Source organism: Citrobacter sp. Cpo090, from assembly GCF_030332665.1.
Classification (GTDB): domain Bacteria; phylum Pseudomonadota; class Gammaproteobacteria; order Enterobacterales; family Enterobacteriaceae; genus Citrobacter; species Citrobacter portucalensis.
This window is the reverse complement of sequence record NZ_JAOWHK010000030.1, coordinates 395,294-408,105: the sequence shown is the minus strand read 5'-3', so window position 1 is coordinate 408,105 and position 12,812 is coordinate 395,294. Positions and strand designations below refer to the sequence as shown.

General features: G+C 53.9%; 8 protein-coding genes. 5 read left to right on the top strand and 3 right to left on the bottom strand.

Translation table 11 applies throughout. The annotated features are described in order from the left end of the window. The first annotated feature begins 40 nt into the window (after positions 1 to 40). Positions 41 to 1,003 carry an Rpn family recombination-promoting nuclease/putative transposase gene (locus OGY83_RS14680; RefSeq protein ID WP_191213803.1) on the top strand — a complete coding sequence of 321 codons (963 nt, stop codon included), beginning with the start codon at positions 41 to 43 and terminating at the stop codon, positions 1,001 to 1,003. 44 nt (positions 1,004 to 1,047) lie between these two features. Here the strand turns inward: OGY83_RS14680 and bioH are convergent, their stop codons facing one another. Then, positions 1,048 to 1,818, bottom strand: coding sequence for a pimeloyl-ACP methyl ester esterase BioH (bioH, locus tag OGY83_RS14675; RefSeq protein WP_286636178.1), 771 nt, complete (start codon positions 1,816 to 1,818; stop codon positions 1,048 to 1,050). 37 nt (positions 1,819 to 1,855) lie between these two features. Between bioH and gntX the strand changes: the two genes are divergently transcribed. The 3 genes from gntX to gntT all read left to right on the top strand — a co-directional run bounded on the left by gntX (position 1,856) and on the right by gntT (position 4,869). Then, a complete protein-coding gene (gene gntX / locus OGY83_RS14670; RefSeq protein WP_286636176.1) occupies positions 1,856 to 2,539 on the top strand; it encodes a DNA utilization protein GntX in 684 nt (227 codons plus the stop codon). Between the two features lie 58 nt (positions 2,540 to 2,597). Further along, positions 2,598 to 3,173: a Fe-S biogenesis protein NfuA gene (gene nfuA / locus OGY83_RS14665; protein ID WP_003023509.1), complete on the top strand. Its 576-nt coding sequence runs from the start codon at positions 2,598 to 2,600 to the stop codon at positions 3,171 to 3,173. A 379-nt stretch (positions 3,174 to 3,552) separates the two neighbouring features. Next, positions 3,553 to 4,869 (top strand): gluconate transporter, encoded by a 1,317-nt coding sequence (gene gntT / locus OGY83_RS14660; protein ID WP_003023507.1) that lies wholly within the window; start codon positions 3,553 to 3,555, stop codon positions 4,867 to 4,869. An 87-nt stretch (positions 4,870 to 4,956) separates the two neighbouring features. On the opposite strand, the gene malQ is transcribed toward gntT, so the two are convergent. Then, entirely contained in the window at positions 4,957 to 7,044 is a 2,088-nt protein-coding gene (malQ, locus tag OGY83_RS14655; RefSeq protein ID WP_286636175.1) for a 4-alpha-glucanotransferase, read from the bottom strand. Between the two features lie 9 nt (positions 7,045 to 7,053). After that, the gene (malP, locus tag OGY83_RS14650) at positions 7,054 to 9,447 is read right to left on the bottom strand and encodes a maltodextrin phosphorylase (RefSeq protein WP_286636174.1); all 2,394 of its coding nucleotides are present in this window, start codon (positions 9,445 to 9,447) and stop codon (positions 7,054 to 7,056) included. 627 nt (positions 9,448 to 10,074) lie between these two features. On the opposite strand from malP, the gene malT reads away from it, so the two are divergent. Next, positions 10,075 to 12,780, top strand: coding sequence for an HTH-type transcriptional regulator MalT (malT, locus tag OGY83_RS14645; RefSeq protein WP_286636171.1), 2,706 nt, complete (start codon positions 10,075 to 10,077; stop codon positions 12,778 to 12,780). Positions 12,781 to 12,812 lie beyond the last annotated feature (32 nt).

The window sequence follows — 12,812 nt, the reverse complement described above, 5'->3', positions numbered from 1 at the left end:
GTAGAGTCTCATCATCTTGTTTCTCAGGTGACGGATCGCCATGAACACTGACACAACTGCCACACCGCATGACGCGATTTTCAAAACGTTCTTAAATCACCCGGCAACCGCACGCGACTTTCTTCAGCTCCATCTTCCAGCCTCTTTGCAAAAACTATGCGATTTTAAAACGCTGCAACTGGAATCAGGCAGCTTTATTGAGGACGATTTGCGCGCATACTACTCTGATGTGCTGTGGTCGTTAAAAACATGCGAAGGCGATGGCTATATTTACACCATCATTGAGCATCAGAGCACCGCTGATAGCCATATGGCATTTCGGCTTATGCGTTATGCCATTGCGGTAATGCACCGTCATTTAGCTGCGGGCCACAAAAAACTCCCGCTGGTTATACCCATGCTTTTTTATCATGGCACAGCAAGCCCATACCCCTACTCACTTTGTTGGCTGGACGAGTTTGATGACCCGGAGTCCGCCAGACAATTTTATAGCACCCCGTTTCCACTGATCGATATCACCGTTATGCCTGATGACGAGATTATGCAGCATCGCCGGATGGCGCTTTTGGAGCTCATCCAAAAGCATATTCGTAAACGCGATTTGATGGGACTGGTAGAAAAACTGGCCATCCTGCTTGTTAAAGGACACGCTAATGACAACCAGTTGAAAGCCTTGTTTAATTATTTAATTCAGGCCGGTGACACCACACATTTTGGCGAGTTTCTTCATGAAGTCGCCGAACGTTTACCCCAACATAAGGAAAAGTTGATGACTATCGCCGAAAGATTACGACAGGAAGGGCATCTAAATGGTCTTCAGGAAGGCCATAGGAAAGGGTTAAAAGAGGGGTTACAAGAGGGGTTACAAACGGGTCTGCAACAGGGTAAACGAGAGGAAGCCTTACGTATTGCATCAACCATGCAAGCTGATGGTATAGACCCACTGACCATCTTCAGAATTACTGGCCTGACCGCTGGGGATCTGGCTACGCGTAGCCATTAATCTCAGGCCCGGCGAGCATGGCACCACCGGGCAACGCAACGGATTTATAGCCGCTGTTTTAACGCCAGCAGCGCTGCGCAAAACTCGGCTGGATGCGAGATAAACGGCGCATGCGCCGCTTTGGCAAACACCAAAGACTCACTCTGCGGCCACAGTGCATCCAGCATCGGGACGACTTTGCGCGGAACCAGCCCGTCAAGATAGCCGTACAACCGCAGGAAAGGCATTTCCACCGCGCACAGCGGTTCTCGCAGATCGACCGTTTTCAGAATCTCCAGCCCGCCATTGAGCACCTCGACGTCCGGCATGGGTAAAGCCAGCACCGTTTTCTTCAACGCTCGCGCATCCTGACGCGCAGTTTCTGTGCCCATCGTTTGCAACGCCAGAAAACGCTCCACAGTACGCTGGAAATCTTCACTCAGCTGCTGCTGGAAGCCTGCCAGCACTTCTGGCTTGATACCCGGCCACTCATCCCGCGCGCTAAAGCAAGGGGAAGACGCGACGGTCACCAGCGCCTGAACACGCTCAGGATGCGTTAACGCTACCTGGCTCGCGACCAGCCCACCAAGACTCCAGCCTAGCCAAATAGCTTTCTCCGGTGCCTGTTTCAATACCCGCTCAGCCATTTCTTCCAGCGACATTGCACCGAAGCCCTGGCTACGACCAAATCCCGGTAAGTCGACAAGATGCAGCGTAAAATGCGAGCTCAGTTCCTCGCTTATGCAATGCCACACTTGCGCATTCAGTCCCCATCCGTGCAGCAGCACAAGATGGCAATTTCCCGAACCCAGGGTCTGCCACCAGATGTCATTCATCAGTTATTGTTCTCTTTTAGCCTGAAAGGATGCATCTATGCTAACAGTACCGGGATTGTGCTGGCTATGCCGAATGCCCCTGACGTTAGGGCATTGGGGGATATGCTCTGTCTGTACGCGGGCAACGCGTCAACACGTCAGCCTGTGCCCTCAATGTGGACTCCCTGCCGCTCATACCGTCATTCCCTGTGGGCGCTGCCTGCAAAAACCACCGCCATGGCAACGACTGGTCACCGTCAGCGACTATGCTCCACCGTTGAGCGGGCTTATCCACCAGCTCAAGTTTTCGCGACGCAGCGAAACAGCCTCAGCTCTTTCGCGTTTGCTGTTGCTGGAGGTATTACAAGCTCGGCGTGTCTGCGGTCTTCCTCTACCGGACAGGCTGGTCAGCGTCCCGCTATGGCAACGCCGACACTGGCGCAGAGGGTTTAATCAGAGCGATTTATTGTGCCGTCCGCTGGCGCGCTGGCTGGGTTGCGACTGGGACAGCCGGACCATCTCACGAATTCGGGCAACCGCCACACAGCACCATCTCAGTGCACGATTACGTAAACGTAACCTGAAAAATGCCTTTCGCCTTGAATTGCCAGTGCAGGGACTCCATATGGTTATTGTGGATGATGTCGTCACTACCGGAAGTACCGTCGCGGAAATCGCGCAGCTGCTTTTACGCAACGGCGCGGCGACTGTCCAGGTATGGTGCCTGTGTCGAACCTTGTAGAGCCTCGATGATGGGCGTATTATAACCAAGTAAAATAGTCAACTATTAGGCCATTACTATGATCCATATTTCCGATGCTGCACAAGCGCACTTTGCCAAACTGCTGGCAAATCAGGAAGAAGGGACACAAATCCGCGTATTTGTGATTAATCCCGGCACGCCTAACGCTGAATGCGGCGTTTCTTATTGTCCGCCGGACGCCGTGGAAGCAACCGACACCGCCATTAAATTTGACCTGCTGACCGCATATGTTGATGAACTGAGCGCACCATATCTGGAAGATGCAGAAATCGATTTCGTTACCGACCAGTTAGGCTCCCAGCTGACCCTGAAAGCACCAAACGCCAAAATGCGTAAAGTTGCCGATGATGCGCCGCTGATGGAACGCGTGGAGTACATGCTCCAATCGCAGATTAACCCACAGCTGGCAGGCCACGGTGGTCGCGTCTCCCTGATGGAGATCACCGATGAAGGCTACGCCATTCTGCAGTTTGGCGGCGGCTGTAACGGCTGTTCAATGGTAGATGTAACGCTGAAAGAAGGTATCGAGAAGCAGCTGCTGGCTGAATTCCCTGAACTGAAAGGCGTTCGCGATTTAACCGAACACCAGCGTGGCGAGCACTCTTACTACTAACGCCCGAACCTGTAGAATATCCGTAAGCCCGATATGACGCACCCGCGTCGCTATCGGGCATTGCGGCTGAATGGCAGCATAAACGCTGTATCCGACCTACGGGCCTGCATTTCTTCGCATTTATCCCGCAACAATTCCCCTCATAATTTGACCGGCCTCTCATAATTTAAATTTTGCCTGCCCAGGTGATTTTCAAGCGCTGCATGTTACCCGTATCATTCGCATCAGCACCTAACACACACATAATAGCCAACTAAACTGATTAGTTTTGCAGGCAACCAGCATTGGTGCTGAGAATACTCTGTTCCCGGTCGGGACAATCGGAATTTGTCATCTAAACACTGACGTTACCCATAACAAAGTAAAGGCCAGGTAAATCATGCCATTAGTCATCGTTGCTATCGGTGTAATCTTGTTACTCCTCCTGATGATCCGTTTCAAAATGAACGGCTTCATCGCTCTCGTCCTGGTGGCGCTTGCTGTCGGATTGATGCAAGGGATGCCACTGGATAAAGTCATCGGTTCGATTAAAGCCGGCGTCGGCGGAACCCTTGGCAGCCTCGCCCTGATTATGGGTTTTGGCGCCATGCTGGGCAAAATGCTGGCGGACTGTGGCGGCGCACAGCGCATCGCAACCACGCTGATTGCTAAATTCGGCAAAAAACACATTCAATGGGCGGTGGTATTAACCGGCTTCACCGTCGGTTTTGCCCTGTTCTACGAAGTCGGCTTCGTGCTGATGCTGCCGCTGGTATTCACCATTGCCGCCGCTGCTAACATCCCGCTGCTGTACGTTGGTGTGCCAATGGCTGCTGCGCTGTCCGTTACTCACGGCTTCCTACCGCCGCACCCGGGTCCAACCGCTATTGCCACCATTTTCCACGCAGATATGGGTAAAACTCTGCTGTTTGGTACGATTTTGGCAATCCCGACCGTTATTCTCGCCGGTCCGGTATACGCTCGCTTCCTGAAAGGCATTGATAAGCCAATCCCGGAAGGTCTGTACAGCGCAAAAACCTTCACTGAAGAAGAGATGCCAGGCTTTGGCGTCAGCGTCTGGACCTCTCTGGTCCCGGTTATCCTGATGGCAATGCGCGCCGTGGCGGAGATGATTCTGCCGAAAGGTCATGCTTTCCTGACGGTTGCTGAATTCCTCGGTGACCCGGTCATGGCAACACTGATTGCAGTGCTGATTGCGATGTTCACTTTTGGTCTGAACCGTGGGCGTTCAATGGATCAGATTAACGACACGCTGGTGTCCTCTATCAAAATCATCGCGATGATGCTGTTGATCATCGGCGGTGGCGGAGCCTTCAAACAGGTCCTGGTTGATAGCGGCGTGGACAAATACATCGCTTCAATGATGCACGGCTCTAACGTGTCTCCACTGCTGATGGCATGGTCTATCGCTGCGGTACTGCGTATAGCACTGGGTTCCGCGACCGTTGCAGCGATTACTGCAGGTGGGATTGTGGCACCGCTGATTGCAACGACCGGCGTAAGCCCTGAGCTGATGGTTATTGCGGTTGGTTCCGGTTCCGTCATCTTCTCCCACGTGAACGACCCTGGATTCTGGCTGTTCAAGGAGTACTTCAACCTGACCATCGGTGAAACCATCAAGTCATGGTCAATGTTGGAAACCATTATCTCCGTCTGCGGTCTGGTAGGGTGTCTGCTGCTGGGTATGGTCGTCTGATAAAACAGTGCCTGATGGCGCTACGCTTATCAGGCCTACGTGCTACGAGTCATCACCATAAAAAAGCCGGGGAAATCCCCGGCTTTTTTACTTCTTCTTCGCGGCCGCTTTTCGGCGCTTATCCAAATCCTTAATCAGCTTATTCACGCCTTCATCGGCAAACATCTGCTCCAGCGTGGCGGTGAGTTTTCGCCGCCAGTTTTTGTACTCGTCGCTGGTCCCCGGAATGTTGACCGGCTCAGCCATGTCCAGCCAGTCTTCCGGCTGCAGGCCCAGCAGCGCACTGTTGCTGTCAGCAATGTAGCGTTGCATGCCGCGATTCAGAATCGGCGTCATCGACATCAGGGACGCCTTGTGACCGGCACGTTTTGGCAGGCAGCCGTATTTGTGCAGCGCGTCCAGCAGCCCCTGTTTCGCCAGTTCTCGGTCCTGATACAACCCACGCAGCACGACTTCATCCGGGTACAGGCCCAGAGCTTTACCCAGCGTCAGATCGCCGCTATCCCAATAACCTTTAAGCGTAGGAAGGTCATGCGTCGCCGCGACTGCCATTGATTGTTCCGGGTACGCTTTCGGCGCACGGAAGTTTTTCTCATGGTCATTCTCAAAATAAAGCACTTTGTAGGAGTAGACGCCGCTGTCACGCAGCTTGCTGACGATCTCCACCGGCACAGTACCCAGATCTTCACCAATCACCATGCAGTGGTGACGTTTACTTTCCAGCGCCAGAATTGACAGCAGATCGTCAACCGGATAATGCACGTAGGCACCGTGATCGGCAGTTTCTCCGTAAGGGATCCACCACAAACGCAGCATCGACATAACATGGTCAATACGTAGCGCGCCGCAGTTTTGCATATTGGCGCGCAGCAGTTCGATAAACGGTTCGTAAGCACGTGCCGTGATGATGTGCGGATCCATCGGCGGCAGTCCCCAGTTTTGCCCAAGCGGACCGAGAATATCCGGCGGCGCGCCAACCGAAGCTTTCAGGCAATACAACTCGCGGTCACACCAGGTTTCCGCCCCGCCTTCGGCCACGCCAACGGCCAGGTCGCGATACAGTCCAATTGGCATTGCAAACCCCTGGCTGGTTTTCCAGCAGTCAGCAAACTGGGTATACGCCAGCCACTGCAACCACAGGTAGAAATCTACGTCATCACGATGCGCTTCACAGAAGCGTTTTACCTCTGGCGAGTCCACCGACTGGAAAGCTTCTGGCCACACCGGCCAGCCCCAGCGCAATGCGTCCTCTTTCACCTGATGCGCATGCAGCGCATCAAAGGCTGCCTGCCAGTAGAGGCTATCCCCTTCCTGAGCCACAAACTGGCGAAATGCCGCCATCTGCTCATCATCACGCGCAGAGAAGCTTTTCCACGCCATACGTAGCGCCGTCATCTTCAGTGCGGTAACAGCAGAATAATCAACCCACTCGGCATCGCGCGCGCGTTGCAGAGCTTGCTGAGTCGCAGGTTTCTGCCACCACGCCTGCGCCTCTTTACTCAGACGGAAATCATCTACGGCGTTCACATCAATATAGATAACGTTCAACCAGCGGCGTGACGACGGGCTGTACGGGCTGGCGCTCTCCGGATTCGCTGGATACAGCGCGTGAATCGGATTAAGCCCGATAAACGCGCCACCGCGTTGCGCCACATCCACCAGCATGGTGCGGAGATCGCCAAAATCGCCGATCCCCCAGTTCTTTTCCGATCGCAGGGTGTAGAGCTGAACACATGCCCCCCACAGCTTCTGCCCGGCTAACAACGCCTGCGGTTCGTAGCAGCGCTTTGGTGCCACGATGATACGACAATGGGTACGCAGCTCGCCCTGGGTCAGGGTCAACGTGTGATACCCCTCCGGCAGCTTCGCCGGAAGGTTAAAAGATTTACCGCCGACGGCATGCCCTTTGTGCTGCACGCCCTCTTCGGTGGTCAGCAGCCAGTTAAACTCTCCGCTTCCCTCAACCGCCAGCGGCATTTTCTTGCCAGCGGTATAGACCATGACGTTCGGCACCGGGGTTACCGCCACCTGAGTGGCAGCGGTGGTGCGATGCATGGCGTCAAGCAAACGCCGTTTGGTTTCGGCACCAATAGACTGCGGTTTACCGTGGGCATTAATGTAATTGGGGCTGATCCCCGCCGCCAGCGCGGCATTATCCAGACGTTTGCTTTCCATCGCGATTCCTTAACGTTTCGCCTGCCAGATACGAGCCTGATAATCGCGGATGGAGCGATCCGAGCTGAACATGCCGCAACGCGCGGTATTCAGAATCGCCGCCCGGGTCCAGGCATCCTGGTCACGATACAACACGTCAACCTGCTTCTGAGCTTCAACGTAGGCCGCGAAGTCCGCCATCACCAGATACGGATCGCCGCCCTGCTTGCCGATACTGTGCAGCATCTGGTCAAAGGCATGCTTGTCGCCGTCGCTGTATTTCCCGCTTTCCAGCTCTTTCAGGACAGCATCCAGCACTTTGTCTTTCTTACGCCATTTCACCGGGTCGTAGCCTTTGGTTTTGAGCGCCTTCACCTCTTCCACGGTATGACCAAAGATAAAGATATTCTCGTCACCCACCTTCTCAGCGATTTCGACGTTTGCGCCATCCAGCGTCCCAACGGTTAATGCGCCGTTCAGCGCCAGCTTCATGTTACCGGTGCCGGAAGCCTCTTTCCCTGCGGTTGAAATCTGCTCAGAGATATCCGCCGCCGGGATCAGCATTTCCGCCGCCGATACACAATAATCCGGCAGGAAGACGACCTTCAGTTTGTCACCCACTTGCGGGTCGTTATTGATGGTTTGCGCAACCTTGTTGATGGCGAAGATGATATTTTTCGCCAGGTAGTAACCCGGTGCCGCTTTTGCGCCAAACAGGAATACGCGCGGCACGCGATCTGCCTGCGGGTTCTCACGGATTTCTTTGTACAACGCCAGAATATGCAGCAGGTTCAGGTGCTGGCGCTTGTACTCATGCAGACGTTTAATCTGAATATCAAAGATAGCGTTAGTCGTTATTTCAATACCGGTACGCGCTTTAATAAACTTCACCAGGCGCTCTTTGTTCGCCAGTTTGATGTCACGATACTGCTGGCGGAACTTCGCGTCGTCGGCGTATTTCTCCAGGTTGATCAACTGGTCGAGATCGTTAGCCCACTCTTTTTTCAGCGATTTATCCAGCAGCGCGGCAAGCGCCGGGTTGCACTGCTTAATCCAGCGGCGCGGAGTAATCCCGTTGGTGACATTATGGAATTTGTTCGGCCAGAGCTGGTGATATTCCGGAAACAGATCTTTCACCACCAGATCGGAGTGCAGCGCCGCCACGCCGTTAACCGCAAAACCGCTGACCACGCACATGTTGGCCATACGTACCTGTTTATTGTGCACCACTGCCAGTTTCGCCCAGACTTCAGCGTCACCCGGCCAGGTTTTATCGACCAACGCCTTAAAGCGGTCGTTAATCTCTTTGATAATTTGCATATGGCGCGGCAGCAGTGCTTTCACCAGTTTCTCATCCCAGCACTCTAACGCTTCCGGCATCAGGGTGTGGTTGGTGTAAGCGAAGGTCTTGCTGGTAATCGCCCACGCATCATCCCAGCTCATCTGGTGCTCATCAATCAGCACGCGCAGCAGTTCAGGGATCGCGATAGTCGGGTGAGTATCGTTAAGTTGAATGACTTCGTAATCAGCCAGTTCGTGCAGCTTACGCCCTGCCAGATGATGACGACGCAGAATGTCGGCTACGGAGCAGGCGCACTGGAAGTACTGCTGCATCAGGCGCAGCTTTTTACCCGCGGTGTGGTTATCGTTCGGGTACAGCACTTTCGTCAGTTTTTCGGCGTCGATGCCCTGCTGCTCTGCGCGCAGGAAATCGCCGTCATTAAATTTGGTCAGGTTAAACGGGTGCGCGTGGCTGGCCTGCCACAGACGCAGCGGTTGCGCGACGCCGTTACGGTAGCCGAGAACCGGCAAATCCCAGGCCTGGCCGGTGATGATAAAACCTGGCTCCCAGTGCCCTTCTTTGGTGACCTTGCCGCCAATACCTACCTGCACATCCAGCGCCTCGTTGTGACGGAACCACGGGTAGCTGCCGCGATGCCAGTCATCCGGAGCTTCCATCTGTTGCCCATCGGCAAACGACTGACGGAACAGACCATACTGGTAGTTGAGGCCATAGCCCGTCGCCGACTGGCCGACTGTCGCCATCGAGTCAAGGAAGCAGGCCGCCAGGCGTCCCAGTCCACCGTTACCCAACGCCGGATCGATCTCTTCTTCCAGCAGGTCAGTCAGGTTGACGTCATTCGCTTTCAGCTCATCGCTCACCGCCTGATACCAGCCAAGGTTGAGTAAGTTGTTGCCGGTCAAACGACCAATCAAAAACTCCATCGAGATGTAGTTAACATGACGCTGATTTTTTGCCGGTTTCGCCGCAGGCTGGGCGCTGAGTAACTCAGCCAACGCCCCACTCACGGCCTGCCACCACTGGCGCGACGTCATTTCTTGAGCCGACAGTAAACCGAAGCGCTGCCACTGACGCGTCAGGGCAGCCTGAAATTGATCTTTGTTGAAAGTAGGCTGTGACATAGGGGTTCCAGATCCTTAGGTAATAAAACAACGTTATCGCTAGTTTGCCTGGCTCGTTGTTGACATTCCTCATCCTGGCACGGATTAGGGAGGGAGGAGGAGCGGGGATGAGCATAAAAGTGTGATCGCTGCCACTTAAAGGGGGCGTAATCACCCGTAAATTCGCGCAATCCCCACACAACGCCCCTGTAACGCCCTACAGACGACGCATTAATAACAAGGGATACATCGACAATATCAAATAGTGGAGTGACGATGGGAAACAATATGTAAACAGAGAAATAGTTTCTAACCTGAAATATCTGTGCCGGATAAGATGATTCATATAGAACTTTTAAGTCGGCCACATAATTCGGTGATTTTAATTAGCTGTTCGAGTAACCCTCTAAAAAAGAGATTTTTTCGACACAGTTAAAATAACGACGAATCCAGTCGCCACGCCTGTTGCGACTCTTTAAAACATTTATTGCAATAGATGTATAGATTTGTGACATAGTGCAAAATCAGACACACAAAAAGTCCGCTTAGCTTGCATAAAACACCAATCTGGCCGACCTTATATCTATTAATTACGAAGCGCAAAAAAAATCATTCTTCCCTATTTTCACACAGTGAAGTGACTAACTTATGTTGATTCCGTCTAAATTAAGTCGTCCGGTTCGACTCGACCATACGGTGGTTCGTGAGCGCCTGTTGGCTAAACTTTCCGGCGCGAACAATTTCAGGCTTGCCCTGATAACAAGTCCTGCTGGTTATGGAAAAACGACGCTGGTTTCACAATGGGCGGCAGGGAAAAATGATTTAGGCTGGTACTCTCTGGATGAGGGCGATAATCAGCAAGAGCGCTTTTCCAGCTATCTGATCGCCGCTATCCAACAGGCAACAGGTGGACACTGCACCACCAGCGAAGCAATGGTGCAAAAACGTCAGTACGCCAGCCTGACATCACTGTTTGCCCAGCTATTTATCGAACTGGCCGAGTGGCACCGCCCGCTCTACCTGGTGGTGGATGATTATCATCTGATCTCTAATCCGGCCATTCACGAAGCGATGCGTTTCTTCCTGCGTCATCAGCCTGAGAACCTCACGTTGGTCGTGCTGTCGCGCAACCTGCCGCAGTTGGGTATTGCCAACCTGCGGGTACGCGATCAACTGCTGGAGATAGGCAGCCAACAGTTAGCCTTTAACCATCAGGAAGCCAAACAATTTTTCGACCGACGTTTGTCCTCCCCCATCGAAGCGGCAGAAAGCAGCCGGATGTGCGATGACGTTGCTGGCTGGGCCACTGCGTTACAACTGATCGCCCTTTCCGCCCGCCAGAACAATCATTCCGCGCACCAGTCGGCACGACGCCTCGCCGGGATCAACGCCAGCCATTTGTCCGATTATCTGGTTGATGAAGTGCTGGACAGCGTCGATCTCGGTACCCGTCACTTCCTGCTGAAAAGCGCCATTCTGCGTTCCATGAACGATGCGCTGATCGTCCGCGTTACCGGGGAAGAAAACGGTCAGATGCGGCTGGAAGAAATTGAGCGCCAGGGGTTATTCCTGCAGCGGATGGATGACGTTGGCGAGTGGTTCAGCTATCACCCACTGTTTGGCAGTTTTTTACGCCAGCGCTGCCAATGGGAGCTGGCGAACGAACTGCCCGAAATACACCGCGCCGCAGCTGAAAGCTGGATGGCGCAAGGCTTCCCCAGCGAAGCTATCCACCACGCGCTGGCGGCCGGCGACGCCCATATGCTGCGCGATATCCTGCTTAATCATGCGTGGGGACTGTTTAACCATAGCGAACTGACGTTACTGGAAGAGTCGCTGAAAGCCCTGCCGTGGGAAAGCCTGCTGGAAAATCCGCGTTTGGTTCTTTTACAAGCCTGGCTGATGCAAAGCCAGCACCGCTACGGAGAGGTTAACACCCTGCTGGCGCGCGCAGAGCAGGAAATGAAAGGCGACATGGAACCAACGCTGCACGCTGAATTTAACGCCCTGCGCGCACAGGTAGCGATTAATGATGGAAATCCTGACGAAGCCGAACGCCTGGCGAAACTGGCGTTGGATGAGTTACCCATCGCCTGGTTCTATAGTCGTATCGTTGCTACCTCGGTGCACGGCGAAGTCCTGCACTGTAAGGGCGATCTCACGCGCTCTCTGGCGTTGATGCAGCAAACCGAGCAAATGGCGCGTCATCATGACGTCTGGCATTACGCGCTGTGGAGCCTTATCCAGCAAAGCGAAATTTTGTTTGCCCAGGGCTTTTTACAGGCCGCCTGGGAAACTCAGGAAAAAGCGTTCCAGCTGATCAAAGAGCAGCACCTGGAACAGCTGCCGATGCACGAATTCCTAGTACGTATTCGCGCGCAGCTACTGTGGGCATGGGCGCGTCTGGATGAATCAGAAGCTTCTGCCCGTAGCGGTATTGAACTGCTTTCCACTTTCCAGCCGCAGCAACAGCTACAGTGTCTGGCGCTGCTGGTTCAGTGTTCACTGGCACGGGGCGATCTCGATAACGCTCGCAGCCTGCTCAACCGTCTGGAAAATCTGCTGGGCAACGGTCACTATCACAGCGACTGGATCTCAAATGCCGATAAGGTGCGGGTGATTTACTGGCAAATGGTGGGTGACAAAAACTCGGCCGCCAACTGGCTGCGCCACACGCCGAAACCGGAATTCGCCAATAACCACTTCCTGCAAAGCCAGTGGCGCAACATCGCTCGCGCACAAATCCTGCTCGGCGAGTTTGAACCGGCTGAAATTGTACTGGAAGAGTTGAATGAAAATGCGCGCAATCTGCGCCTGATGAGCGATCTGAACCGTAACCTGCTGCTGCTTAATCAGCTCTACTGGCAGGCAGGGCGCAAAAATGACGCCCAGCGTGTGTTACTCGACGCCCTACAGCTGGCGAACCGCACCGGGTTTATCAGCCACTTTGTTATCGAAGGCGAAGCCATGGCGCAACAACTGCGTCAGCTGATTCAGCTTAATACCTTACCGGAGCTCGATCAGCACCGCGCCCAGCGCATTTTGCGTGAGATTAACCAGCACCACCGCCATAAATTCGCCCACTTCGATGAAGGGTTTGTTGAGCGTCTGCTTACTCACCCGGAAGTGCCGGAGCTTATCCGCACCAGCCCGCTGACCCAGCGCGAATGGCAGGTTCTGGGACTGATTTATTCGGGTTACAGCAACGAGCAGATCGCCGGAGAGCTGGCCGTCGCGGCCACGACCATCAAGACGCACATCCGCAATTTGTACCAAAAACTTGGCGTCGCACATCGCCAGGATGCGGTGCAACATGCGCAGAAGCTGCTGAAGATGATGGGGTACGGCGTTTAGTTAATGCCTGATACGCAACGCTTATCAGGCCT